Source organism: Synechococcus sp. Lug-A, assembly GCF_024345655.1.
Classification (GTDB): Bacteria; Cyanobacteriota; Cyanobacteriia; order PCC-6307; family Cyanobiaceae; genus MW101C3.
This window is the reverse complement of record NZ_JAGQBN010000001.1, coordinates 129,603-155,578: the sequence shown is the minus strand read 5'-3', so window position 1 is coordinate 155,578 and position 25,976 is coordinate 129,603. Positions and strand designations below refer to the sequence as shown.

The 25,976-nt window shown below is 62.4% G+C and carries 22 protein-coding genes and 1 pseudogene; 13 read left to right on the top strand and 10 right to left on the bottom strand.

The genetic code is table 11. The features are described 5' to 3' along the window. Positions 1-47 precede the first annotated feature (47 nt). From KBY86_RS00760 to KBY86_RS00735, 6 genes are all read left to right on the top strand, one after another. Positions 48-1,403, top strand: a complete 1,356-nt coding sequence (locus KBY86_RS00760; RefSeq protein ID WP_255139789.1) for a YcjF family protein — start codon at positions 48-50, stop codon at positions 1,401-1,403. A 266-nt stretch (positions 1,404-1,669) separates the two neighbouring features. Next, complete coding sequence (psbA, locus tag KBY86_RS00755) at positions 1,670-2,746, top strand: photosystem II q(b) protein (RefSeq protein ID WP_094512903.1); 1,077 nt, start codon at positions 1,670-1,672, stop codon at positions 2,744-2,746. 250 nt (positions 2,747-2,996) lie between these two features. Next, positions 2,997-3,929 (top strand): metal ABC transporter substrate-binding protein, encoded by a 933-nt coding sequence (locus tag KBY86_RS00750; RefSeq protein WP_261347328.1) that lies wholly within the window; start codon positions 2,997-2,999, stop codon positions 3,927-3,929. Positions 3,930-3,933: 4 nt separating this feature from the next. Next, positions 3,934-4,743 (top strand): metal ABC transporter ATP-binding protein, encoded by an 810-nt coding sequence (locus tag KBY86_RS00745; protein WP_255139787.1) that lies wholly within the window; start codon positions 3,934-3,936, stop codon positions 4,741-4,743. Further along, on the top strand, positions 4,743-5,582 hold the full coding sequence (locus tag KBY86_RS00740) for a metal ABC transporter permease (protein ID WP_094512901.1): 840 nt from the start codon (positions 4,743-4,745) through the stop codon (positions 5,580-5,582). Before KBY86_RS00745 ends, KBY86_RS00740 begins: the two co-directional genes overlap by 1 nt. Further along, a complete protein-coding gene (locus tag KBY86_RS00735) occupies positions 5,579-6,790 on the top strand; it encodes a DUF4336 domain-containing protein (protein ID WP_255139786.1) in 1,212 nt (403 codons plus the stop codon). Before KBY86_RS00740 ends, KBY86_RS00735 begins: the two co-directional genes overlap by 4 nt. A gap of 37 nt (positions 6,791-6,827) precedes the next feature. Here KBY86_RS00735 and KBY86_RS00730 read toward each other — a convergent pair whose 3' ends face one another. Together KBY86_RS00730 and lepB are read right to left on the bottom strand one after the other, a co-directional pair. Further along, complete coding sequence (locus KBY86_RS00730; protein WP_094513026.1) at positions 6,828-7,175, bottom strand: DUF760 domain-containing protein; 348 nt, start codon at positions 7,173-7,175, stop codon at positions 6,828-6,830. A gap of 49 nt (positions 7,176-7,224) precedes the next feature. Next, positions 7,225-7,818 carry a signal peptidase I gene (lepB, locus tag KBY86_RS00725; RefSeq protein WP_255139785.1) on the bottom strand — a complete coding sequence of 198 codons (594 nt, stop codon included), beginning with the start codon at positions 7,816-7,818 and terminating at the stop codon, positions 7,225-7,227. A 57-nt stretch (positions 7,819-7,875) separates the two neighbouring features. On the opposite strand from lepB, the gene menD reads away from it, so the two are divergent. The 3 genes from menD to KBY86_RS00710 all read left to right on the top strand — a co-directional run bounded on the left by menD (position 7,876) and on the right by KBY86_RS00710 (position 11,741). Continuing rightward, positions 7,876-9,699: a 2-succinyl-5-enolpyruvyl-6-hydroxy-3-cyclohexene-1-carboxylic-acid synthase gene (gene menD / locus KBY86_RS00720; RefSeq protein ID WP_399220895.1), complete on the top strand. Its 1,824-nt coding sequence runs from the start codon at positions 7,876-7,878 to the stop codon at positions 9,697-9,699. 53 nt (positions 9,700-9,752) lie between these two features. Further along, positions 9,753-10,655 (top strand): 1,4-dihydroxy-2-naphthoyl-CoA synthase, encoded by a 903-nt coding sequence (gene menB, locus KBY86_RS00715; RefSeq protein WP_255139783.1) that lies wholly within the window; start codon positions 9,753-9,755, stop codon positions 10,653-10,655. A gap of 114 nt (positions 10,656-10,769) precedes the next feature. Then, positions 10,770-11,741 (top strand): sensor domain-containing diguanylate cyclase, encoded by a 972-nt coding sequence (locus KBY86_RS00710; RefSeq protein ID WP_255139782.1) that lies wholly within the window; start codon positions 10,770-10,772, stop codon positions 11,739-11,741. Positions 11,742-11,755: 14 nt separating this feature from the next. Here the strand turns inward: KBY86_RS00710 and KBY86_RS00705 are convergent, their stop codons facing one another. From KBY86_RS00705 to KBY86_RS00695, 3 genes are read right to left on the bottom strand one after another with little or no spacing between them, the layout of a single operon-like run. Next, entirely contained in the window at positions 11,756-12,163 is a 408-nt protein-coding gene (locus tag KBY86_RS00705) for a response regulator (protein ID WP_255139781.1), read from the bottom strand. Positions 12,164-12,189: 26 nt separating this feature from the next. Next, positions 12,190-13,818: an ATP-binding protein gene (locus tag KBY86_RS00700; protein WP_255139780.1), complete on the bottom strand. Its 1,629-nt coding sequence runs from the start codon at positions 13,816-13,818 to the stop codon at positions 12,190-12,192. Positions 13,819-13,825: 7 nt separating this feature from the next. Continuing rightward, on the bottom strand, positions 13,826-14,173 hold the full coding sequence (locus tag KBY86_RS00695; protein ID WP_255139779.1) for a PAS domain S-box protein: 348 nt from the start codon (positions 14,171-14,173) through the stop codon (positions 13,826-13,828). A 204-nt stretch (positions 14,174-14,377) separates the two neighbouring features. On the opposite strand from KBY86_RS00695, the pseudogene KBY86_RS00690 reads away from it, so the two are divergent. After that, positions 14,378-14,725 (top strand): annotated as a pseudogene (locus tag KBY86_RS00690) (STAS domain-containing protein); the annotation flags it as partial. Between the two features lie 22 nt (positions 14,726-14,747). On the opposite strand, the gene KBY86_RS00685 reads toward KBY86_RS00690, so the two are convergent. The 5 genes from KBY86_RS00685 to KBY86_RS00665 form a co-directional block, all read right to left on the bottom strand. Next, positions 14,748-15,920 carry a PP2C family protein-serine/threonine phosphatase gene (locus tag KBY86_RS00685; protein WP_255139776.1) on the bottom strand — a complete coding sequence of 391 codons (1,173 nt, stop codon included), beginning with the start codon at positions 15,918-15,920 and terminating at the stop codon, positions 14,748-14,750. 5 nt (positions 15,921-15,925) lie between these two features. After that, positions 15,926-18,433, bottom strand: coding sequence for an ATP-binding protein (locus KBY86_RS00680; protein WP_255139774.1), 2,508 nt, complete (start codon positions 18,431-18,433; stop codon positions 15,926-15,928). Between the two features lie 28 nt (positions 18,434-18,461). Beyond that, positions 18,462-19,061, bottom strand: coding sequence for a heme NO-binding domain-containing protein (locus tag KBY86_RS00675; RefSeq protein WP_255139773.1), 600 nt, complete (start codon positions 19,059-19,061; stop codon positions 18,462-18,464). Positions 19,062-19,120: 59 nt separating this feature from the next. Then, positions 19,121-20,182, bottom strand: a complete 1,062-nt coding sequence (locus tag KBY86_RS00670; RefSeq protein WP_255139772.1) for a polysaccharide pyruvyl transferase family protein — start codon at positions 20,180-20,182, stop codon at positions 19,121-19,123. Positions 20,183-20,482: 300 nt separating this feature from the next. Continuing rightward, a complete protein-coding gene (locus tag KBY86_RS00665) occupies positions 20,483-21,442 on the bottom strand; it encodes a glycosyltransferase family 8 protein (RefSeq protein ID WP_255139771.1) in 960 nt (319 codons plus the stop codon). Between the two features lie 595 nt (positions 21,443-22,037). Between KBY86_RS00665 and KBY86_RS00660 the strand changes: the two genes are divergently transcribed. The 3 genes from KBY86_RS00660 to KBY86_RS00650 all read left to right on the top strand — a co-directional run bounded on the left by KBY86_RS00660 (position 22,038) and on the right by KBY86_RS00650 (position 25,944). After that, a complete protein-coding gene (locus KBY86_RS00660; RefSeq protein WP_094512891.1) occupies positions 22,038-23,081 on the top strand; it encodes a polysaccharide biosynthesis/export family protein in 1,044 nt (347 codons plus the stop codon). A gap of 6 nt (positions 23,082-23,087) precedes the next feature. Beyond that, entirely contained in the window at positions 23,088-24,599 is a 1,512-nt protein-coding gene (locus tag KBY86_RS00655; protein ID WP_255139770.1) for a hypothetical protein, read from the top strand. Positions 24,600-24,786: 187 nt separating this feature from the next. After that, entirely contained in the window at positions 24,787-25,944 is a 1,158-nt protein-coding gene (locus KBY86_RS00650; RefSeq protein WP_255139769.1) for an O-antigen ligase domain-containing protein, read from the top strand. Positions 25,945-25,976: the final 32 nt, after the last annotated feature.

Below are 25,976 nucleotides of genomic sequence, written 5' to 3'. Positions count from 1 at the left end.
GCTGAGCTAAAGATGCTGACGTTCGTTCGCAGCGGGCGTTGCTCTCCTTGCCTTCTTCCGCTCGCCCCCTGGAGGCCGCTTCCTGGCGCGGCCTGATTCCCTTCCTGCCGGTGGCGGCCCCTGCCGCGGCCGTGCTCGGCGGTTGGCTGCTGCTCGACAGCCTGCACACCCCCCTCTCGGGCGGCCTCCCCCTGCTTGCGGCAGCCGGTGCCTGGTGGTGGTGGCGGCGCCCACGCGGCCCGATCACGCCCCAGCTGCCCAGCTCCTGGAACGGCTGGATCGAACGCTGTGAGGGGCTGTTGCCCCAGTTCGAGCAGCTGGAGAGCGCCAGCACGACCGCCTCCGACACCTTCCAGGCGGCCCAGCAGCAGCGCCGCGACCAGCTCCAGCAGCTGCGTGGCCGCCAACACCGCCAGGCCCTCGATCTGGGGCTGGTGGGCCTGCGTCCGCTGGAGCGTGCCCTGGAGGGCCCGCTGGTGGAGGGCGTGCGCGCGCCCCTGCCGATCACCCTGCATTGGGGCCATCCGCTGGCGTCCCACAGCCCCGATTGGAGCTGGCCGGCCCCCTTCCCCCGCTGCGACCTGCTGCTTCATGCGGTGCACCCGCCGCTGCAGGCCGCCGATCTGCGCTGGCTGGAGACGCTGCCTGCCGGCCAGCCCGTCTGGCTGCTGGTGGTGGGTGAGGAGCCGCAGCTGGTGGCCGATCTGCAGGCCCAGCTGCTGGCGCCTCTGCGGGAGCGGCTGCTGCCCTGGAGCGGCCAGCCCGAGGCCCTGCCTGCTGCCCTGACGCCCTTGGCCCAGGAGCTCCGCCAGCAGGGCCACGCGCTGCTGCACCGCACCGAGCAGCGCCAGCTCGAACGGCTGCACGGCGAATGGCAGGGTTTACTGGAGCGCCTGCGGCGTGAGCGCTGCAAGGCGCTCGTGCAACGCACCCAGTGGCTGGTGGCCACCGGCGTGTTCGCCGCACCGCTGCCCAGCGTGGATCTGCTGGTGCTGGCCGTGGCCAACGGGCTGATGCTGCAGGAGATGGCCCGGCTGTGGGATTGCCCCTGGGGGATGGAGCAGCTGCGGGCGGCGGCCACCGAACTGGCCCGTGCTGCCCTGGCGCTGGGGGTGGTGGAGTGGACCGGCCAGGCCCTCGCCAGCGTGATGCGGCTGGAGGGCAGCGCCTGGCTGGTGGGCAGCAGCCTGCAGGCGCTCAGCGGTGCCTACCTCACCCGGGTGGTGGCCCGGGCGATGGCCGATGTGCTGGCCCTCAGCAGCGGCGTGGCGGAGGCGGATCTGCAGGCGATCCGTCTGCAGGCCCCCCTGCTGGTGGCACGGGCCGCCGAGAGCGAACGGCTCGACTGGCCGGCGTTCCTCCACCAGGGCCGTCAGTGGGTGCTGCGCCAGGCCACGGCCTAGGGGCCTAGGGATTTTGGCTGAGGGCTTAGGGCTGGGGATTGTTGCGTTTGATCTACTGAATGATGTAGTTGCGTGAAGTTCGGAGCGCTTCTGTTGAACATCTGCGAAGAGATGGAGGCCGCGTGCCTCGCTTCGGCTGCTCTTCCTTAGCGTTTTTGTACGGTGTTTTTTGCTGCTCTCTCGCTGCGGATGCTGGCGGATTTTCCGTTGCTGCCTGAGGCGAGTGGAGGGTGAAGAAGCCGTTTCCTTCCGTCCTCTTACCTCCAATGGCCACGGCTGTTCGCAGCGGACGTCTCAGCTCCTGGGAGAGCTTCTGTCAGTGGGTCACCTCCACCGACAACCGGATTTACATCGGTTGGTTCGGTGTGCTGATGATCCCCTGCCTCCTGGCAGCCACGATCTGCTTCATCATCGCCTTCATCGCCGCTCCTCCCGTCGACATCGACGGCATCCGGGAGCCCGTTGCCGGTTCCTTCCTGTACGGCAACAACATCATCTCCGGCGCCGTTGTTCCTTCCAGCAACGCCATCGGCCTGCACTTCTATCCCATCTGGCAAGCCGTGAGCCTCGATGAGTGGCTCTACAACGGCGGCCCCTATCAGTTGGTGGTGTTCCACTTCCTGATCGGCATCTCCTGCTACATGGGCCGGCAGTGGGAACTCTCCTACCGCCTCGGCATGCGCCCCTGGATCTGCGTCGCCTACAGCGCGCCGCTCTCGGCCGCTTTCGCGGTGTTCCTGATCTACCCCTTCGGTCAGGGTTCCTTCTCTGACGGCATGCCCCTCGGCATCTCCGGCACCTTCAACTTCATGCTGGTGTTCCAGGCGGAGCACAACATCCTGATGCACCCCTTCCACATGCTGGGTGTGGCTGGTGTGTTCGGCGGCTCCCTGTTCTCGGCCATGCACGGTTCGCTCGTTACCAGCTCGCTGGTGCGTGAGACGACCGAAAGCGAGAGCCAGAACTACGGCTACAAGTTCGGCCAAGAAGAAGAGACCTACAACATCGTGGCTGCTCACGGCTACTTCGGTCGCCTGATCTTCCAGTACGCCTCCTTCAACAACAGCCGCAGCCTGCACTTCTTCCTGGCTGCCTGGCCGGTGGTGGGCATCTGGTTCACCGCCCTGGGCGTGAGCACGATGGCCTTCAACCTGAACGGGTTCAACTTCAACCAGTCGGTGCTGGATGCCCAGGGCCGGGTGATCAACACCTGGGCCGATGTGCTCAACCGCGGCAACCTCGGCTTTGAGGTGATGCACGAGCGCAATGCCCACAACTTCCCGCTCGACCTGGCCCTGCTGGAGTCGGTGCCGGTGGCGCTGCAGGCTCCGGCGATCGGCTGAGCCAGCCTCTGTCGCCAGCCGCCGGGGGCCACCTCCCCTGGCACCTGCACCCCTGAAGGCCTCCGCTGCGGCGGGGGCCTTTTCTTCTGGCCCGGCAGCGCCTCCGCTGCCGCAGGCACGTGCCGCACCAGCAACGGTTACGTCAGCGCCGCTTGTGTTCACTTAGACCATTTTCGTGTTTGACGTTGCGCCGTTGATGGCGGCCCGCTCGATTCTCAGGCGTCCTGCCCTGGCCCTTTGTGGCGTGCTGATGCTCACCAGTGGCGCCCTGCTGGGTTGCACGCCGTCGCCGCGTCCGGCCGAGCGGACTCCGGCCCCCGGCACCTCCGCGGCTGGCACGCCAGGGGCCGCAGCGACGCAAGGGAAACCGCGCGTGCTCACCACGTTCACAATCCTGGCCGACATGGCCCGCCAGGTGGCCGGCGACCACCTGCAGGTGGAGTCGATCACCCGGCCGGGCGCCGAGATCCACGGCTACGAACCCACTCCCAGCGATCTGCGGCGGGCTGAGGGGGCCCAGCTGGTGCTGGTCAACGGCTTCGGCCTCGAGCGCTGGGCCGATCGGTTTCTCTCCGGCCTGCCGGACGTGCCGCGGGTGGTGCTCACCGACGGCATCGAGCCCTTGCCGATCGCCGGGGATGCCTACGCCGGCAAGCCCAATCCGCACGCCTGGATGTCGCCCTGGCTGGCGGAGGTTTATGTGGAGAACATGCGCAAGGCCTTCACCCAGCTCGCCCCCGCCCATGCGGCCGATTTCAAGCGCAACGCCGAGGCCTACCGCGCTGAGCTGCGCGCCCTCGACAGGGACCTGCGCCGCGATCTGGCCACCCTGCCGCCCCAGCACCGCCTGCTGGCCACCTGCGAAGGCGCCTTCTCCTACCTCGCCCGCGATTACGGCCTCACCGAGGCCTACCTCTGGCCTGTCAATGCCGAATCCCAGGTCACCCCGCAGCGCATGGCCCGCCTGATCGCCACGGTCCGAGAGCGCCAGGTGCCGGCGGTGTTCTGCGAAAGCACAGTGTCGGCAGAGGCGCAGAAGCAGGTGGCGGCGGAGAGCGGCAGCCGCTTTGCCGGTGTTTTCTTCGTGGATTCCCTGTCGCCTGAAGGTGGCCCGGCCTCCTCCCTGCTGGAGCTGCAGCGGCACAATGTATCCACACTGATCAACGGACTCAAGGGGCGCTGAGCCGATGCAACACCGCCCGCCCCGCCCGCCTAAGCACCGTCCGGCCCAGGAGCGCATCGTCGTCGACAACCTCTGCTACGCCTACAACGGCGTGGTGGCTCTGCATGACGTGTCGCTGCGGGCCTACGCCGGCAGCATCTGCGCCCTCGTCGGCATGAACGGCGCCGGCAAATCCACCCTGTTCAAGGCGCTGATGGGGTTCGTGAACCCTTCGCGCGGCACCATCGCCATCAACGGCGTGCCCCTGCGTGAAGCCCTGCGACAGCAGGCGGTGGCCTATGTGCCGCAGACCGAAAGCGTCGACTGGAACTTCCCGGTGAGCGTGGCGAACGTGGTGATGATGGGCCGCTACGGCACCATGAACCTGCTGCGCATTCCTCGTCGGAGCGACCACCAGGCCGTGCGTGAGAGCCTGGAGCGGGTGGAGCTCTGGCCGTTGCGCCACCGCCAGATCGGTCAGCTCTCGGGGGGCCAGCGCAAGCGGGCTTTCGTCGCCCGAGCCCTTGCCCAGGAGGCGTCAGTGATGCTGCTCGATGAACCCTTCGCCGGCGTGGACATCCGCACCGAGAAGCTGCTGATCCAGCTGTTCCAGCAGTTCCGCCAGGAAGGCCGCACGCTGCTGATCTCCACCCACGATCTGAGCCACGTCACCGGCTTCTGCGACGACGTGGTGCTGATCAATAAGACCGTGCTCGCTTACGGCGACACCTCCGAGGTGTTCACGCAGGAGAACGTGGCCCGCACCTTCGGCGGCGGACCGCTCGATTCGCTCACGATCACCCCGCCGGATCCGTCCGGTGAGGGCGACCTGTGATGGACGCGCTCCCCTGGCTCACCGAACCGTTGCAGCATGCCTTCATGCAGCGGGCCCTGCTGGTGAGCATGCTCGTGGCCTCCGTCTGCGGCCTGCTCTCCTGCTACATGACCCTCAAAGGCTGGGCGCTGATGGGCGATGCGGTGTCCCATGCGGTGATGCCCGGCGTGGTGATCGCCTATGCCCTCAACCTGCCCTTCGCCCTCGGCGCCTTCGTGTTCGGCGTGGGATCGGTGGCGGTGATCGGCTACATCAAGCAGATGACGCGCATCAAGGAAGACACCGTGATCGGGCTGGTGTTCACCGGATTCTTCGCCTTCGGCCTGATCCTGGTGTCGAAGGTGCGCAGCAGCATCGATCTCACCCACATCCTCTTCGGCAATGTGCTGGGCATCAGCCCCGCTGACATTCAGCAGACGCTCTGGATCTGCGGCCTGGTGCTGGCGGTGCTGCTGCTGCTGCGCCGTGACCTGATTCTGTTCTGCTTCGATCCCACCCACGCCCGTTCGATCGGCATCCACACCGGCGTGCTGCATTACCTGCTGCTGGCGGTGCTGTCATTGGCGGCGGTGGCCGGCCTGCAGACCGTGGGCATCATCCTGGTGGTGGCCATGCTGGTCACCCCGGGGGCCACGGCTCACCTGCTCACCGATCGCTTCGACAGGATGACCTGGATCGCCGTCGGCTCCGCCATGCTCTCCAGTGTGGTCGGCATCTACTGGAGCTACTGGCTGGATGCCTCCACCGGCGGCTGCATCGTGGTGGTCCAGACCTGCCTCTTCCTGGCCAGCTTCCTCTTCGCGCCCCGCCATGGGCTGATGGCGCAGCTGCGGCAGTGAGAGCCTCCAACGGCCTGCCCCCCACGCCGAGGCTGCGGCAGGGGTGGCCCTGGTGGCCGCTGCTGCCGCTCTATCCCTATGGCCGTCGCCGCACCCTGGTGCGCGAGCTTGTGCCTGGCCAGATCTGGAGTTTCGAGCAACTGCAGGGCGTGCTCTACGTGGCGGTGCCGATCCGCATGACCGTGGCACGCCTCACCGATGGGCTGCTGCTCTACGCGCCAGTGGCGCCCACCCAGGAGCTGCTGCACAGCCTGCGCGAGCTCGAAGCCCGCTATGGGCCGGTGCGCACGATCGTGCTGCCCACCAGCTCAGGGCTGGAGCACAAGCTGCCGGTGCCGGCGATGGCCCGGGCCTTTCCTGCCGCCACCGTGTGGGTGAGCCCGTGCCAGTGGAGCTTTCCGCTGCCGCTGCCCCTGCCCTGGCTCGGATTTCCCGCTGGCCGCACCCGGGTGCTGTTCGAGCAGGGCCTGCCCCACGCCGAGCAGCTGCAATGGGAGATGCTTGGCCCGCTGGACCTGGGCCTCGGCACCTTCGTGGAAGTGGCCTGCCTGCACCGGGCCAGCGGCAGCCTGCTCGTCACCGATGCGCTGGTGGCCATCTCCAGCGAACCGCCGGAGATCTTCAGCACCGATCCCACGCCCCTGCTGTTCCATGCCCGCGAGCAGGGCGCCGAGCCGCTCTGCGATGGCCAGGAGCAACGGCGGCGCGGCTGGATGCGGCTGGTGCTGTTCGCCTCCTACCTGCGGCCGTCCGCGCTGGAGGTGCGACCCTGGCCAGAGGTGATCGCCGGCAGCTTCCGGCCGGGGCTGCGCGCCGCAAAGGCCTACTTCGGCCTCTACCCCTTTCGCTGGCAGCCCGGTTGGGAGACTGAATTCGAGGCGCTGCTGGGCGGTGATGCCCATCCTCTGCAGGTGGCGCCGGTGTTGGAGCGGCTGGTGTTTCCCAGGGCCCGCACCGCCCTGGTGGCTTGGCTGCGGCGGCTCGCCCAGCTGCCAAGCATTCGCCAGGTGGTGCCTGCCCACTACGCGGCACCTGTGGCGTCCACCCAGGAGGATCTCCAGCGTCTCGCCGATGCCCTGGAGCAACGCCCGTGGGCGCCCTCCAGCGGATCGTGGGAATTCCTTGCCGGCATCGACAGCGCCCTTGTGCGTTGGGGCGTGGTGCCGGAGGTGCCGGCAGCGGAGCCTCAAGCCGCCGGAAAGGGCTGATCAGCCCGGATCTGGAGAGCCCAGCGGGGCTCTGGGCTCAGAGGCTCAGCTCGCCGGGGTCGGCATCAAGGGTGCCTTCACCGAACAGGCTGCTCTCCAGCTCCATACGCTGCTCCATCTGGCGCAGGAAGTAACCCGTCATCATCGCGGAGGCCAGCAGGCCAGCGAGATTGTCGCGACTGGCCTGGATCTTCACTTCAAACTGCTCGCCCGGCAGCATGCCCAGCAGGCCCTGAACGTTGTGGCGGATGATGTCCTGAATGTCGCCGCTGGCGGATCGGGCCACACGCTGCAAAACGTCCGGAGATTGCTCCTGCAGGTACTGGATCAGCGAGTTGCCGCTGATTGATTCGCTGTCGGTCGTCAGGAACTCCGGGTTGAACATCTCCGGTGTGCTCTGCGTCACGGCCTGCACCATAACGCAGCTCTCCGGGTCAACCCATGGCCGCAGAGGGGGAGAACCGTATGGGTCCGAGTTTGTTCCAGGGCCAGTAGCGGAACACGGCGGTGCCGATCACATGGTCGGCCGGCAGGGGGCCCCAGAGGTGCGAATCGAGGCTGGCATTGCGGTTGTCGCCCATGACCAGCAGGCAATCAGGCGGCACGGCGAGCGGCGCCAGCTCGTAGGCGATCGGCTCGGCCCGCCACGGCTCCGGCACCGGCTGGCCGTTGCGGATCAGCTGGCCGTCATGGACGGCGATCCGATCCCCCGCCGCTCCCACCACCCGCTTGATCAGGGCGGCAGCGGGGTCGTAGCCGGCCGCCAGCAAGGCGTCGGGAGGGTGGAACACGACGATCGTGCCCACCGGCAGGGGCCGGTGCAGGCGAGCCCGCAGTTTCTCCACCAGCACCCGGTCGTTGAGCTGAAGGGTGGGCAGCATGGAGCCGGAGGGGATCCAGCGGGGTTCGATCACCGCCCAGCGCAGCAGCAGCGCCACGCCCACCCACAGCAGCAACAGTCCGACCTGGCGCAGCAGCCCGGCGCGGCCTCCGTCCGGAGAGCTGCCGCCGGTGGGAGTGACGCTCATGTCGGGGGGCTCCGGTCGTGGGCATGATCAGGCCATCCTGAACAGTCATGGGCCCCGGTGAGCGGCAACGACGGCCTCGGCAGCCATGCCCCAGCGGGCACCGACGCTCACGCTGCGGCGAATCTGGGCGCGGCCCATGCGCTGCTGCTCGCCTTCCGGCAGCTGGGACTGGGGCGGCTCGTGCTCTGCCCCGGCAGCCGCTCGGCGCCGCTGGCGATAGCGGCCGGCCTGCTGGAGGCCGAAGACGAAGGCCTGCGGCTGTACACCGCGATCGATGAGCGCTCCGCTGCGTTCTTCGCGCTGGGGCTGAGCCGCGCCGATGGCCTGCCGGCGGCGGTGATCACCACGTCCGGTACGGCGGTGGCCAACCTGCTGCCGGCGGCGGTGGAAGCCGACCATGGCGCGATTCCGCTGCTGCTGCTCAGCGCCGACCGGCCCCAGCGGTTGAAGGGGCGCGGCGCCAACCAGACGGTGAACCAGGAGGACTTTTTGCGCTGCAGCTGCCGCTGGGCCGGTGCTGGCGCTGCCGAGGGACTGGCCGTGATGACGCCCGCCAGCCTGCAGGCGCTCGCGCAGCGGGCCTGGCAGGAGGCCATCGGCCACCCGGCCGGCCCTGTGCACCTCAACCTGGCCTTCGAGGAGCCGCTCCATCCCTCGGCCGCCGCCATCGCGTTGCTGATGGCCCGCACGCCCAGCGACAGGGTGGTGGGGGTTCAGCCGGAGCCGTCCGTGACCTCGGAAGCCTTGCCGCTGCTGGATCCCGATCAGCCCGGCGTGATCGTGGCCGGGCCCTGGCGCGGTGCCCCGGAGCAGTGGCCGGCCCACCTGCAGGCCCTGCAACGCTGGCAGTTGCGCAGCGGCTGGCCCCTGCTCGCTGATGGCCTTTCGGGCCTGCGGGGTCAGCCGCTGCTGGAGCTGGTGGCGGGCTACGACCTGCTGCTGGAGGAGCCCACGGAGCCGTTGCAGGTGTCCCAGTTGCTGCGGCTCGGGCCCCTGCCCGCCAGCCGCCGGCTGCAGCACTGGATCGGGCGCCAGTGCGGTTGCCAGCTGGTGATCAGCGAGAGCGACCCGCGCGATCTCGATCCGCTCGGCACTGCCAGCCACCGCTTCGGCCATGGGCTGGCGGCCTGGTGCCGGGCGCTGCCTGCGGCGCTCTGGGCGGGGGAGCCGCCCGCGGCCAACCGCGCCTGGAAACGGCGCTGGATGGAGCTGGAGCACACGGTGCAGGCCGGGCTCAGTCAGGCCCTGCCGGCCACGGGTGCTGCCAATGAACCCGCCGTCGCCCGGGCCCTGAGCCTGCTGTTGCCGCCGCAGCTGCCGGTGATGCTGGCCAGCAGCAGCCCCGTGCGCGACTGGGAAAGCTTTGCTCCGCAGGCGGGCGCGCCCCGGCCGCTGTTCGGCTTCCGCGGAGCCTCCGGTATCGACGGCACCCTCTCGCTGGCGGCCGGCCTGGCGGAAAGCGCCGGATCCCTGCTGCTCCTCTGCGGCGACCTCGCCCTCCTGCACGACAGCAACGGCTGGCTCTGGCGCCAGCAGCTGCGCGGACGCCTCACCGTGGTGCTGATCGACAACGGCGGTGGCGGCATTTTTGAGCAGCTGCCAATACGCACCTCCGGCGCCTCGCCCGTTCCGCCGGAGGTTGCCGCGCCCTTCGATTTTGAGCGCCTGTTCGCCATGCCGCAGAGCCTCGATCAGGCCGCCCTGGCGGTGTTGCATGGCGTGCCCGTGCGGCGCGTGGCTCAGCTGGAGGAGCTGGAGGAGGCACTGGCCTGGGCGCTGCCCCAGCCCCTGGCCCTGCTGGAGCTGCGCACCGATCGCCAGGCGGATGCCCGCCTGCGCCAGCAGCTGCGGGCCGCGCTGGCGCCTGGCTCCCCAGCATGAGCCGGCCCACGGCTCCGCAGAATGAGCCGAAGCCGCTGCCGTTGTCAGGCCTGATGCGCCCCGATTCCGCCGCACCTCCCTCCCAGCCCGCGCCGGCGGACCCCGTGCTGCCCGGCACAGCTCCGGTGCTCTGGACGCCGGCTGCCACCTACACCGACATCCGCTTCGACACCTGCGCGCAGGGGATGGCCCGCATTGCGATCAACCGGCCGGCCAAGCGCAATGCTTTTCGCCCGCTCACGGTGCAGGAGCTGTGCGATGCCTTCTCGCGCGTACGCGACGATCCCAGCATCGGCGTGGTGCTGTTCACCGGTGTCGGGCCGGCCGCCGATGGCGGCTATGCCTTCTGCTCCGGTGGCGACCAGAGCGTGCGCGGCGATGGCGGCTACCTCGATGCCAGCGGCCTGCCGCGGCTGAATGTGCTCGACCTGCAGCGGCTGATCCGTTCGCTGCCCAAGGTGGTGATCGCCCTGGTGGCGGGCTATGCGATCGGTGGCGGGCAGGTGCTTCATCTGCTCTGCGATCTCAGCCTGGCGGCGGAGAACGCGGTGTTCGGCCAGACGGGCCCGCGGGTGGGCAGCTTCGATGGCGGCTTCGGCGCCGGCTACCTCGCCCGCGTGGTGGGGCAGCGCAAGGCACGCGAAATCTGGTTTCTCTGCCGCCGCTACGACGCCAGCCAGGCCCTGGCCATGGGGCTCGTCAATGCGGTGGTGCCGTTGGAGGAGCTGGAGGCGGAAGGAGTGCGCTGGGGCCTGGAGATCCTGCAGCACAGTCCCACAGCGATTCGCTGCCTCAAGGCAGCCTTCAATGCCGAAACCGACGGCATGGCCGGCATTCAGGAGCTGGCGGGCCAGGCCACCCATCTGTTTTATCGCACGGAAGAAGGGCAGGAAGGGCGCAACGCCTTTCTTGAAAAGCGCGAGCCGGATTTCAGCGAGGCGCCGTGGCTTCCCTGAAGCGCCGCGCGACCAGCCCGGGACGGGACCTCACCAGGACAGGACATACTGCAAGTTGTGGGATAGACGGCCGAACGGCGGCGTCCCGGTCCCCCCTGCGTCCTGCTCTACGCGATGACCGCCTACCCCGTACCGGACAACGAGGCTGAGCGCCAGGCGGCCCTCGACGAGCAACACATTCTGGATGCGGAGTCCGATGAGGACTTCAATCGCATCACACGCCTGGCCAGCCAGATGCTGGGCGTGCCGACGGCCCTGATTTCCCTGGTCGATCGCCAGCGGCAGTGGTTTCTCTCCCGGGTGGGTCTGGAGGCGCGTGAAACGCCCAGGGATGTGGCCTTCTGTGCCCACGCCATCTGCGGCAATGAGGTCCTGGTCGTCAATGACGCCAGTGCGGACGAGCGTTTCAAGGACAATCCCCTGGTGACGGGGAACCCCAACATCCGCTTCTATGCCGGGGTGCCGTTGCGGACCCACTCCGGCTTCAACCTCGGCACCCTGTGCGTGATCAGCCCCCAGCCGAGGCAACTCGCCGGCAACGAACAACAACTGCTGCAGGACCTTGCTGGGATGGTGATCCAGCACATGGAATCGCGGCGCAACAGTTACCTCTGCTCCCTCACGGGCCTCAAGAACCGAAGACCCTTCTTCGATGCAGGTCTGAACGAGTTCCGGCGGCAAAGGGAGTACGGAGAACCGTTGACCCTGATGATCTTCGGTCTGGATGACTTCCATGATTTCTGCACACGATTCGGCCAACAACAGGGCGATCGGTTGCTTCAGGAGCTGGCCAGACAACTGCAATCGGACTTTGGGGAGAGCGCCCTCTTCGGGCGTGTGAGTGATGACGAGTTCGCCGTGTTGCAGACAGGCTTGGTGGGGCAGGAGGCGGTAGCCCAGGCAGAGGGCTTCCGTTCCGGCTTGGCTCTCCAGGGCTGGCTGGTGGGGGGAGTCCGCCATCCTCTTCCCGTCAGCTTGGGCACGGCTTGCGCCAGCAGCGACGACACCAGCTTCAAGGACCTGTTCCAACGGGCTGAAGCGGCCCTGAAGCAGGCCAGGCTGTCCGGAACAAGCCTGCCGGGCTGAGAACCGAGCCACACTCACTTGGCCAGTACAGCCGCGTGGGCCCGGGACAGGGCGGCTTGCAGGGACTCGACCCTGATGGGCTTACCAATGAAATCATTCATGCCGCTGGCCAAGGCCTCGTCACGGTCGCAGTCACGAATGTTGGCGGTGACCGCGACGATCCAGGGCCGCACCGTGTTGCCGGCCTGCTCACGAATTCTGCGGGTGGTCCCAAAGCCATCAACCTTTGGCATGCGCAGATCCATCAGGATGATGTCCGGATCCAGCAGCCGCTGCTGGACAGACCTGAAGAGAGTCCGTTCAGCCACCCAGTAGGTAACAATCAGGGCAGAACCGGTAATGGAAAAGATTCCCAATGCCAGCAGGATGGAAGCCCGGGAGAGCCTGCACCTTGACTCCGATGGACCATCAATGGTGCCCACCCCGCCCCTCATCGCATCACTCAGTATCATTCGGATGCAACCGACTCTGTGGCTCGGCGCCAATCGCGATACCTGCTCAAGGCCACTCGAAGATCCGCTAATCGAAGTGGTTTGGAGAGAAAGTCGTTCATCCCAGCCGCTGCACACTCCTGCCGGTGGGAGTCGAATGAATAGGCTGTCAGGGCAATGATATAGAGATCCGAGTAACCTTCGCTGCGCAGTTGGCGTGAGGCGGCCATGCCATCCAGACCTGGCATGGCCACATCCATGAAGATGAGATCCACGTTCCCATTCCTGACGCACTGAATGGCCGCATTGCCGTCTCCCACCGCATCTGCGCTTAGATGCAATCTGGCCAGCATCAACTCAAGCACCCTGCGGTTGACGCGGTTATCATCAGCAACGAGAATTCTGATTCCAGGCTCCAAGCTCTCTTCGGGATTATTCCTGACAATCTCAGCCTGCTCCTGCGAAGCCAGCGTGAACGGCAGACTGACCGTAAAGCAACTGCCGGATCCGAGACTCGAATCGACGGAAATCTCGCCCCCCATCAATTGGCACAATCTCGAACAGATGGCGAGGCCGAGGCCGGCACTTTGCTGCGTCTGGGCGGGATTGGAATGGCCAATGAACTCCTCAAAGATAAGCGGTAGAGCCTCCCTGGAGATGCCAATACCCGTGTCGGAAACATGGAACATGAAGGATCTCCCGTTAGCCGTGGCCGCCAAGGTATCTACGCTGAGGCGAATCTCCCCCTGATTGGTGTACTTGCAAGCATTCCCCAACAGGTTGAACAGAATCTGGCGCAGCTTGAGATCATCACCAAAGAGCCATCTCGGCGTATCCGGTGGCATGCTGAGGTGTAAGCCGAGGTGTCTTACAGAGGCTTGATACTGAAAGAGATGAATGATGTCATTGAGTAAACCATGAAGGTCGAAGGTTCTGGGGTTGAGTGCAAGTCGCCCGGTTTCAATCTGCGAGATGTCCAGAATGTCGTTGATCAGGCTTAGCAGATACTCGCCGTTTTGATGAATCGTTTCGAGCATCTCCCGTTGCTGCCCCTCCATTGGGCTGCTGAGCAGCACATCCGTCATCCCGATCACAGCGTTCAATGGGGTGCGGATTTCATGGCTCATGTTGGCCAGAAACCGGGTTTTGGATTGGCTGGCTGCCAGGGCCTCATCGCGCGCCAGCTGCAACGCGCGGGTTCGCTCGACCACCTGCACCTCCAGCTGGTCACGGGCATCGATCAACTTGTCCTGGGCCTGAACAATCGCGCTTTTGTCCCTGAAGGTGAACACCAAAGACGGCTTACCAGGGAGATCGACAGTCGCCCAGGACACCTCAATCACCTGGCGGAGAGGCGCACCCAGCAGTTCCCAGGTGCTGGATCCTTCTGATCCCGAGCTCCAGAACGGCAGGCCTGATTGGCTGTCGCTGAGCTCGTGGAGATAGGGCCTCGGGAGGATCTGGCTCAGGCATTGGCCAAGGCTCTGCAAGCGGGACAAACCCACGAACCGATCAAACGATGCATTCGTCCATTCCACGATTCCGTTGAGATCGGTGAAGGCAAGGGCCTCGTCAACGGCTCCCAGGGCCGCCTCCAGCCTCCCGAGAGTGCTGCGAAGCTGGCCGACAAGGGTCTGGTCCGGCATGCACGCCTCAGGTCAACGGTCGCAGGGTTGCCGCGAACACCCAGCTATCGCCACGGCGTTCGGCCACAATGAAATGCTCCGAGTTGATGGCCTGGTTGTCTTTGCAGATGGTCATCAATTGCAGGGGATGGTTGAGAATCTGCGATTCACCAACGATCTGGAAACGGGAGAAGCCGAGATGGTGGGCGTCTTGATAGGCAGCCGGCAGGATCATGGAAAGAGAATGGCCCTTGAGATCGTCCAATGTCCATCCATAGGTCGTCTCAAACAGATCGTTGATCTCTACAATCAAACCTTCCTGGTCGGCAGCGACAAAGGGAAGAGATTGGCGTCGTAACTCTTCAATCGTGACCATGAACCTCGCGGCTGAAGCGGCCTACCTGGTTACGAACTGTAGCGCTGTGCTCCATTGGCTCCCTCCTACCCTCTTAGCGGAATGGGTCTTGTGGTCAGACCCACACCCGCTCGCCACCAGCCGGCGGGCGGGTCTCAACACCCCAGGCCCAGAGGAATGGGCTTTCGGCGATGAGTGGTAAACTCTTAGCAATTTGCCTTTCAATGTGTGGATAATCTGTACATCCTGAAACCCATGGGCCTGCTCGACGCCCAGAGTGGCGCTGAGTTGCGGCAGTCTGTCGGTTCAGTTCTGGCGGAGCAACCCAGGGACATCCTGATTGATTGCCAGGGCGTCGACTTTATGGACAGCAGCGGATTCGGCGCTCTGGTTTCCGTGCTCAAACGGGTCAAGGAACAAGGTCAGCAACTGTTTCTTTGCGGTCTGTGCAGCCAGGTCCGCATCGTTCTGGACCTCACCGGCACCGAAAAAGTGTTCACCACGTTTCCGAACAGTGAGGCATGCATCGCCGCATTGGCTGCCGATCAATCGGGCGGCTCAACCGACACCTGAACAACCAGAAGGCCCGTAACGATCACGACAGCAGCGCCCGGATCAGCGAGTAGTCATCGGTGAATGGCGCATGGCCCGAGACGTGGAGGATCTGGGACAGCAACCGATCCAGGCCATCGTCATCAGCGAGCACGTCTTGGCACTGCTCCACCAGTTGCATGAAGTCGGGCAGTGTCCCCATCAAGCCACCGGGCCTCGGCACTTCATAGAGGCCATCGCTGTAGATGAGAAGACAGGCCCCTTCGCCCACCTCCAGGCTCTCGGTGCCATAGGTCGCGTCGTCGAACAGGCCCACGGCCATGCCCTGACCTTTGAGCCAATGGCAGGGAAAGGCACTGGTGCGGCTCCAGAGAAAGGCTGGGGGATGGCCCGCGCTGGCAAAACTCAGGGTTCGGCTGGAGGGCTGATAAACCCCATACCAAAGCGTCAGATACCGCCCCTGGTGACGCTCCATCGGAAACCCGGAGTTCAGGGTCTGCAGCACAGCGCCCGGATCACGCAGATCAACGGGCAGCGAGCGGGAGCGCAGCTGGTTGTGAACGGAAATCGAGGGGAAGGCCGCCGCCAGGCCATGGCCGGAGCCATCGGCGAGGTAGAGGACGAAGTGGTCGTCATCAAGCCAGAAGAAATCAAACGAATCACCACCCAGTTCATGGCAGGGCTCGAACCGGGAGTCCGCCCGCACGGCACCACCGATGGGCTCGGGCAGCAGGGATCGCACATAACTGGCCGCCTCCTCCAGCTCCTGATCCAGCCGCAACTTCTGCTGATGCAACTCACTCGCCAGGAGCTTCAGCCGTTCATTGGCCTGGTGTAGGCGGATGCCGGAGCGGACCCGGGCCAGCAGCTCCTCCGGATCCACCGGCTTGCTGAGGAAATCATCGGCGCCGCAGTCGAGCCCCTCCACCCGGTCTTCCACCCGGGAGCGTGAGGTCAGCAGGATGAAGTGGGCCGATTCCAGGGCCGGTTCCGCCTTGAACGCCCGGCAGACGTCCAGCCCATTCATGCCGTCCATCAGCCAGTCGCAGACGACAACCGTGGGGGGGCAGACACGGGCCTGCACCAGGGCACTGTCACCCGGATCCGCCACAACAATCTGGTAGCCCTGGGCGCGTAGACGGACCTCGAGGATGCGGGAATGGATGCGATCGTCATCCACCAGCAGAATCGAAATCGGGGCGGGACAACCTTCCATCGGCGTCAGGCGTCCATCGGACGCCGCTGGCGCAGCGCTTCGGTCACCCGTCCAGCCTCGACAAGCAGCTGATCGATTCTGACCTGGGGCCACAGCTCCGAATCGGAGCGCAGGGACTCCTCAACCTGGCCGCACAGCGTGGCCAACCGCAGGGCCCCCAGGCTGGCACTGGGGGAGCGCAGCGAATGGGCAGCGGCGATCATTGCCGGGGGATCGTGGTACTGGTGGGCCATCACCACCGCCGACACGAGTCGCATCGCGTCCTCGAGGTAGAGGTCGATGAGCTCCTGGAGCACGGCCGCCGCCCCGTCTCCCATGGCTTGCTCCAATTCCTCCCAGGCGGCCGCGTCGATCGGGTCGGCCCCTCCACCCGCTGGCGCTTGGGGTTGGTCGCGGGGCTGGTAGTGCTCCAGGGCGTAGGTGAGCTGGGCAGGCACGATCGGCTTGGCCAGAAAGTCGTCCATGCCGGCCTGGAGGCAGGCCTGGCGATCCTCCGGACGGCCATGGGCGGTCATGGCAATGATCCAGGGCTGCACGAAGGGAGCCGGCAGACACCGGATCGCCCGCGTGGTCGCGTAACCATCAAGCTCCGGCATCTGCACGTCCATGAACAGCACGTCGAAGGGGGTCTCCTGCACGGCCGCGAGCGCCTCGGAGCCCGAAGCCACGGCCTCGGCCCGGTAACCCAGCCGCTGCAGCAACTGAAGCGCCAACTGGCGGTTCACGGGGATGTCATCGACGACGAGCAGCCGCAGCGGCAGCCGGTCGGCGAGGCGATGGGGGCCGCCCTGGGGGGCGGATTCGCGCGTCAGCGTTGGCGGCCCGGCCAGCCGCCGCTCCAAAGGGCTCTGCCCTTGCTGAATCAGGGCCAGGCGGAGCTGTTCGAATCGCACAGGCTTGGAAAGCATCACAGCCGGCGTCTTGGCCAGCGCTGCCAGCTCTGACACCTTGCACCTGTCAGCCAGGACGATCCAGGGACGCAGCTGAAGCACGGGGTCCTGCAGAAAGGCTGGCGGGGTTGTCTCCCCTTCGGAGCACAGCAGCCGCCCATCGATGACCACCACGCCAGGGCCGAGGTCGCCGATCTGGGGCTGGGCGGTCGGTATGGGGATCTGGCAGGGATCGGGGGCGATCACCGAGAGCCCTATCCAACCCAGCTGCTTCTGGAGCACGGCGCGCAGGGTGGGATTGCCGACCAGCAGCAGGATGGCGGACGCCGGCGGCACCAGGGGCTCCGGGCTGTTGCTGGCCTGGGGGGCCGGATCAAGATGCAGCAGCACGTTGAAGGTGAAGACACTGCCTTTGCCTTCCTGGCTGGCCAGGTTGATCGAGCCCCCCATCAACTCACACAGGCGCCGTGTGATCGCCAGACCAAGGCCCGTGCCGCCGTAGCGCCGGGCGGTGGAGGGATCGGCCTGGCGGAAGGGTTCGAACAACTGGGGAATCAGCGCGTCGGACACGCCGATGCCGGTGTCGCGGATCTGAAACGTGAACTGGCACGGGGTCGGCTGACCGGCCTCAGCGGCCTGGGGCTCCGCTGACACCGTGACGACGATCTCGCCCTGGGGGGTGAATTTGACCGCATTGCTCAGCAGATTCCAGAGGATCTGGCGCAGACGGGTGAGGTCGCCGATGACAGCCGTGGGCAGGCCGGGCTCGATGTCGAGGATCATTTCCAGCGGCTTGTCCAAGAGGCGGGACACGCTCAGATCGAGGGCCTCTTCGATGCAGATGCGGAGGTTGAAGCGCTGCTCATCCAGCTGCATGTTACCGGATTCGATCTTCGAGAAGTCGAGAATGTCATTGATGATCGTCAGCAGGGAATCGGTGCTGCTGTTGATGATCTCGACATACTCCCTCTCCATGGGCTCCAGCTGGGAGTCCTGAAGTAAACCGGCCATGCCGATGATGGCGTTCATCGGAGTTCTGATCTCATGGCTCATCGTGGCCAGAAACGTATCCTTGGCGGCATTGGCGGCTTCAGCAGCCTGCTTGGCCGCCTCCAGCTCCGCATTGAGCGTCGACAGACGCTGGGTTGACTCGCGCAACTCCCCACGCTGCGCGATGAGAATCTCATTGAGCTTCTGACTTTCTGTGAGCGCCACATTCCTGGCCTGCAGCAGGAAAAGAAAGTCAACCAGGGAGTCATGCAAAGGAAAGTCATTGATCTTTAGACTGAGGGTCTTAAGATCCTCCAGTTGCAGCAAACAGGGCGTACCAACAAACAACAGCTGTTCCCTTTCGTCAAGGCAACAGATCTGGCCCTTCAGTTGCAATGGAATCGCGGCGGACTTGAAAATCACGTGCCGGTCTGTGCAGTCACTCAGACTGGCGAAGTTCATGGGGACATCCGGTCGCAGGAGCAGGAAGTGCTCATCGAGGGGCTGCCCCACCAGCTCCGGGACAGAAAGGATGCGACGCAGAACAGAGCCGACGGACTGGATACGTAGCTCTCGGTCGACGACGAAATGGAAAGGGAACAGGGGATCGAGAAGGTGGTCAGGTAACGGCACGGAAGGCACCTTCAGAAACGACGAACCTTCACTCGCTCGTCATGCCGTCATCCGGCTGACCTGCGACAGATTCGGAAGGCGGAGAAAGACGAACGTGGAACAGGTCCGTGGCATCGCCCCTGTCGCGAGAGGCGACCTGATCGACCGCCAGTGGAGTACGAAAACGCTTGCCCAGGCCATGAAGCAGGCCGGTCACCATGGGGGCAAGGCCGCGCCGCTTTGAACGGTACTCCAGTTGCATGGAGGCGTCAGCACTGTGCTCGCAACGGAAAGAGGGAGGCTGCAGCTCAGGAAAGGCCAGGGCGGCGCGGGCGTGGAGATTATCGAGATGATCCAGGAATTCTGGCAGGGTGTCCCCTGTGCTTTCGAGCAACTGCTCGTAACCTTCCGTGGCTGTGTAGGTGATCCAGTACTCACCAAACGCCTGCATGATCTGATCACCCGTGAGGCCAAGTTCCTCCGTGGCCGCTGCCACCAGCCGATGGGTCACGTCGTCGGGATAGGCCTGGTACGTGGAAAAGAAATCCAGATCCTGGAGATCGGCCCGCTCCTTGATGCGCTGCCACACCTCCTCATCATGGTGGGTGGTGACCATCTGCTGAATGGCCCGGTTGACAAGCCCGTACATCGTTGAACGGCCAGATAGATGAATCTAGCTCAGGGAACCAAGGGGCCAGACGACGACCGTCAGATCACATCGGGGAGTTGATCGAGGCACCACCGGAAATCGCGGCGCACCTGTTCACGCACGTGCTGATGATCAAACCGGCGCCCGCGGCTGGCCAGAATCGCTTCAAGCGCCGACGAAGGAACCAGGCTGGCCAGATCACAGCCGGGTAGATCGAGTCGCCGGCAGAGGTCCCTGCCCTTGTTGGAATAGTGGAGATGGTACGGAACCCGCCCGGCCGCTAGCGAAAGAACGGCCGTGTGAAAACGTACGGCAATCACGCTGTCGACCAGAGCGAACAGGGCCATGGCCAACTGCCAACTCGGCACGGCTGGATCGGCGACGAACGGGTTAAGGATGGCGGTGCCGGGGGCCCGTTCCTGGATGGCGGCGGCCACTTCGAGATCATTATCGGAGCCATAGGCGCCCGATTGGATCAAAATGACGGGCCTGAGTCCGGCCTCGGTGAGTTCAACGCTGAGCTGGGCCATTCTGGAAACGAAGGCCTCATTGTCGTGGCCGTACATGCTGTCGAAACCACGCACAGACAGGACGGCTGCCTGGGATGGATCAATCCCTAGCCGCTCCAGGCATTGCCGCGCCGTGGCCTCCGCCAGGGGGGAGCTCTCCAGCACAAAGGCAATGTCGTAGGACAACCGTGCTTGAACCCCTGCGGCGCAGAGGCGCTGGTGACTTTCGGCATCCCGCACACAGACAGCCGCCAGGCGCTTGAAATACCGCTGCAACAGGAGAAAGCTGAGGCCGTGGCAGGAGCGAGGAATCGACTGGCCGAACAGGATGGTGCGGTTCGGACTGTGCCTCAGTTCAGCCAGGTTCTTGAGGAAGGCTTTGGTGACAAACCATTCACGGGAATTGTTGAAGATGTCCCCCCCCACGCTCACGTAAGCGTCGCAATTCCTGGGCCGTTCGGACAAGAACGTGACCCCAAGGGTGGCATCGGGCCGTTCATCCTGAACGCAACCCACCAGCTCCACATCAGGCAGCAACTGACGAAAGGCGCTGTAGATCGCTGCATCCCCCAGATTCAGGGTGCTGTAGGCGTTGATCAGGCCAATGCGCACGGGAGAGGGCAGAAGTGGAGAACAGTGATGGAAACGGCGCAGAAACGACTAACGCGTTACGCATAGATCCAGAGTGAAGCAGGAGCAAGCCACTGGTTCTTATCCTATCAGCCCTGGCCAGAAGGTAACCACGTGGTGGGTCGGGTAGCTTGTGCAACGACCTGAGCCAGACCTGCCGACCAATCAGATGGCTTGTCCAGATCCCTATGCCCAGGCTGCTGCTCGCCTTAGCGGGGCTGGCAGGCCGTGTGAGCCAGGCCATCAGCGCAGAACACTTCTATCCTGGCGGAAACGATAGAATCAAGTAGACCGAATGAGTCGCCGCAGTTTACCTTTGACCATCTCCAAGGTGGGAACAGTACGGACAAACTTGCGATAGGCGGCTGCTATACCGAGTAGTTTAACGGGCCGCTGACCGGAAAAGGCGGTTCGATCCAGTAGTGCAAACCATCGATCTTGAAAGTTTGCGGCATAATCTGCGTGCCAGGGCTTGACTTTGCCTAAGAAATGAATAATGCCATCTGAAAAATCAGCATCGGCCCTGCCTTTGGATGTATTCCATTTCGGATCGAGCACCAGCCAATCGCCTGCCAAGACGATATTCAGAGCATCTTGATCCATTTGGTCAAGCAAATCATAGTTTTCCTGTGCAACCGCTAGAGCCTTCGATTGGATCTCATGATGCCTCCATGCATCCAGATCCATCACAATCACTCCTGAATTAAAGTACTGGCGAGGATTGTCTAGTTTCAGCTTTTCGCGAAGTCGCTGCTGCTGCTGTGGGGTGTCTATGCCACCATCAATAACACAAGCACTGGATTTGCCATGCAGATCCAGAAGCTGCAGTTCAGTTAGATCCGAGCAAACGATTAAGTCCGTATCTAAATAGATGCAGCGAGATACACCCGCCAAGTATTCGGGTATAAAGAAGCGCGCATAAGGAGATTTACTCTTGACAAGCAGAGTGCTGCGGAAGCTATTGACCCGCTCAAGATTGAAATCAATAAAGCTGATTTCGCCGATGTTGGCAGCTTGCCAGGAATTGGAAAGTTGCCGCTTGTCGTCCTGCGATAGATCGACGCAAATGGCATAGACATTTAGGGTTGTGCTACAGGCTTCCAAAGCGGAACGAACGGTGACCGCCGCACCCCAAAGATAGTTAGCCGTTGCCACAATTACAATGTTAACCATCATACCTTCAGGGACCTTGCCACACGAATTTAGCTCAGCTTTGTGATTGGGACCTGGCAGGGTGGCCATCTCCCCAGCTCCATTGCCCAGCAGCCGTGAGCATCCCAACGGCAGTGAGGGGCATGGATCCAGTTCCCGCCTGCATGCTCCATCAGGCCCCTACCAGTAGGAACGGCGTCTGAGGTGGTGCCCAGCTCTCCGGTGGGGGCATGGGGCGCTCCTTGACAAGGCCTGGTGGACCAGGACGGCGCCAAGGCCCCAGGCTGTACCGGTTCCTGGGGGACGACCGGTTCTCACGAGCCTCAGCCTCGCGACAACTAGCCGCAACACTGGCGGAGACAGCACTCCGCGCCGGCAGCGACCATTTGGGAAGAGCCTTGCGGTAGCTCAATTGATTAGCCGCCACCCACTGATTGGCTGCGCAGGGCTAGTCTTCGCGGTAGGGAGCAGAGCGATACACCGACTCAGCCGAAGACGGATAGGCAAGCCAGGGGCCATACAGACACACGTTGCACCGGACCTGCCTCCAGGTGACGGGAATCATCAGGCGATTGAGTGATCACTCGTCAAACTCGCCCAGGCTGAAAGCCCGTAGCCCGCAGTCTACGGATACGCTAAGATTGTCTGAGCAAGCCGAAAAGCGAACTCTCCCAGATCGACACAGATGTCGAAACTTCTTTTTTGGCTTGTTGGGCTCGCTTGCTTTGTTGGCACTCCAGGATCGTCCTTGGCATTACCGATCTCCCCAGGAGATCGAGTCAAGGTGACAATCCCTGAAGGGGAAGAATTCAGTGGCATCTTTGAAATCAATCTGAACGGAGAGCTTGAAATTCCCTTTTCCAAGGGAATCTACGCTGTGGGTCTTGAGCCGGAACAGCTTCAGAAGCGGGTCTATCAAGCCCTGGTGCAACAAGGCTTTTTTCAGCCATCTTTTCTCAGGGTCAGTCTGAGTGTCATTCAATGGGCACCTGTACCGGTCTTTGTCATTGGATCTGCTTTTCAGCCTGGAAGGTTATTAATCAACGAGTTAAGTGACGTTGAACAGACACAGACTCCTGTTCAACTTTCTGGGCAAGCCCCGCTCAATCGTATGCTCACAACGGCACTCCGTCGTGCAGGAGGCATTACTCCCACGGCCGATGTCGCCGCGATACAGGTGAAACGAGGTTCAAAAAGGCAGGTGATTGACATGTCCGGTGCTTTCACGGGAGAACCTTTTAACGACATCCCACTCATTGCTGGTGATCAAGTCATTGTTCCGGACACTGGTACCGTTAATCCACTAATCGTTCGCCCTTCTCAGATTACGCCCGCTGAAGTTGAGATTAACATTTCAAATCTTACTGTTCCTGCGGCTGGAAACTCTGTTGCTGGCATTGGCTCTCAGGCTAGGAACTTTCCCTATGGATCTCGCTTGTCCCATGCGGTTGTCTCGGCCAACTGTGCTGGTGGAACCATGGTCACCAATGCGCGACGCCGAGCCATCCTGGTGAGAACTGAAAGGATCTCGGGGAAGACGACTGTCTACGAACGAGGAGTAGAAGATCTTCTTCGCGCGTCTACAAGCAACGCCAACAACCCCTATCTCATGGCAGACGATGGTGTTGCCTGTTATGATTCGAAGATGACCAACTTCCAGGCTGTTCTTAGCATCTTTACTCAGTTTCTGAATCCATCTGTTTTGATTTATGATCGCAGTATTCCCTAGAATCTAGTGAAGGACTCTCCGCCGATCATCAGACGACTCAAGCCTAAGGTACAGGCCGTGCAAGAACCTTTGGGAAAGGCGGCGCGATTGTTTGCCGAACAGTTTCGAAATATTCCTGGGTTGAAGGCACCCGATCCAAAGGGATGGTGGAAAAAACTTAGTCGAACCGACAAGCTTCGCTGGAGTCGCTATCTATTCGTATCCACTTGTACGAACGGATTGATTTGGAGCACCAGTATTCTCTATCTTGCACTTGCAAAGCCTGTCTATACAAGCTCTTGGGCTTTGGTTTTGCCCGGAAGCGCTAATGCTGTTAACTTAAGCCTGCCTGAAATTGGTCAAGCCACGGCATCAAACGAATCCCTTGGCCTGGCTACGTTTGATCCTCGTGCAAACTATGAATACATCTTCGTTAGCGAGCAAGTCATTGCGCGGGCTGCCAAGATTGCCAATATTCCTAAGGCAGATTTCGCCAAGCCTCGCATTAAGAACATTGATAATACAACGCTGATGCAGATTGATACCACCGGTCCATCGCCTGTAGATGCACGAAAGCGTGCCTATGCGTTGCATGACGCCATGGTAGAGCGTCTCCATGAGCTGCGTGTCAGCGAGATCGAGCAACGGCAAGGCCCAGCACAGGAGATTCTGCTGGAAACGCAGCAGAAGCTTGAGACTGCACAAAAGCAAGTTTCCGCATACAAGCGCAAGTCTGGCCTCACTTCTGTAGAACAGGTTGAAATCCTTTCGGCTAACATTGAACAGCTACGCAAACAGAGAGCCGAGCTTGCTGCGCTGCAATCGCAGGCAGAGAGTCGATTGCAGAAGTTGAGTCGTAGCTTGGGGCTGTCTCCTTCAGAGGCAACAGATGCGTTCAAGTTGCAGGTTGATCAGATCTTCCAGCAGAATGTGAAGGACTACAGCGAGGCCACGTCTATACTCAAGGTCCAACTGTCTAAGTTCGGCCGGAATAATCCTCGCATTCTTAAAGAGATCAAGCGGCAAGAGGCTGCTAGGCAGGCAATGAATCAGCGTGCCAACGAGTTACTCGGTCGCTCTCCATCGGCCCAGGCTCTCACCAGACTGGCGTTGACTGGTGCCAGTTCTGGTCGCGATTCACTCTTCCAGAACTTGGTGAACTACCAGTCAGATGCTTCAGGTGCAGCAGCACAGGTTCGCAAGCTTGATCAACAGATCAGCTCCTTGGAGGGGCGCCTCAGGTTGATGTCCCAGAAACAGTCTTCTTTGGAGAACCTTAAGCGGAATGAACAGATAGCAGAAGCTGTCTTTGCATCCACATTGGCCAAACTGGATCTTGGCCAGGCCAATATCTTTGCAGCATTCCCACTGATTCAAATAGCTGTGGAGCCATCCTTGCCAGAAACAGCTACGTCACCAAAGCGAACATTGGTGCTTGCTGGCTCAGCATTTGGTTCCATCCTGACGACTGTAGGTCTTTGGATCCTATGGATCCGCAAGCCCTGGATTAAACGGGTCGCCAATTGGATTTCTACATAACAAGGGGTCTTCATTGGGACTTAAAACGCTTCTTTCAAGGGCCTTCCAGTCTGAGGATGATCTTCAGCCGAGAAACTGGCCAGAGCGTTTGGTCTGGTGGTCGATTGTTTGCACCTACCCTATCTGGCTATTCGGTGGACTCTACGTTGTGGGGTCTATTCTCTGCTGGCTGCTTCTGGGCTGCCTATTGATCAAGATTCTGGCCCGAATGGATCACCCAGAGGAAAATGAAGAAATTTCCATATCACCCGTGATTTGGCTTTGGATCATCGGCATGATCATCATGGAAGTTGCCTTGATTGCAGGACATGTGAACTTCAACCTCGGGACTGGAGCTATCATCAAGTCCACGATTGGTTGGGCCAAAGGGTGGGCCGCCCTAGCGCTCTATCCGTTGGCAGGAGCTCTGCCGATTCGGAGCAGCATCCCCACGCGTGCCATTTGCATCGTGGGCTTTCATACGCTCCTCATCATGCCGCTCCTTCTGCTAACCCCGCATCTGGGCCTGCCAGAAGTGCTCTATGTCTCGCCATTGAGAGCCGTCGGTGGTCCAGGAAATGAATTCTTTGACGTTCCACTCTACGAGATTGACGGTAGCACCGGTGACCTTCGCTGGCGGCTCTTCGCTCCATGGGGGCCTGCTCTTGGGTTTGTCGGCAATATCAACTTCATGATCTGTCTGCTGGAAAAAGATCGGAAATGGAAGGTTCTGGGCATCATTGGCTCCATCCTCATGTGCTTCGTCTGCAAGTCGCGTCTTGCCCAGCTCTGCATCATCCTGATTCCAGCCGTTACGGCAGTGGTATCCAGGCTGCGTCAACCATTCATGCTGATTTCTCTTGGGGTTGTTTCCTATCTTGGAGGAATCTTTGCTACGTCTATTCTTACCGCCATCAGTGACTACTGGGAAGGGTTCAAAGGTGCTCGGGCTGGCTCTACGCGTGTTCGCTTTGCCTTAAAGCGCATCGCCTTCCATCGCTGGGAGACAGAGGCTCCGATTTGGGGACATGGTGTCGTAGAGGGCGGCCCCCATCTGGTTGAGTACATGGCCATTGGTTCCCATCACACCTGGGCCGGAGTGCTTTTTGTGAAGGGTATTGTTGGCTTCGTCGCTCTGGCTGTTCCCATGTTGGTTACAGCGCTTGATCTATTGCGCCGTGCTGCCAGTCCCCGCTATCAACTTGGCTCAGCCGGGCTGGGAATCATTATTCTCTTGTTCATGTATACATTTGGCGAGAATCTGGAGATTCTAGTCTACCTCTTTTGGCCTGGAATGCTTATCATGGGAATGGCTCTACAGGAGAGCAAAGGCCCGCTCCAGTCAGAAATACTTCCTGTACCGTGATTCACACCCAATCCGACAGCCGTGAGACACCT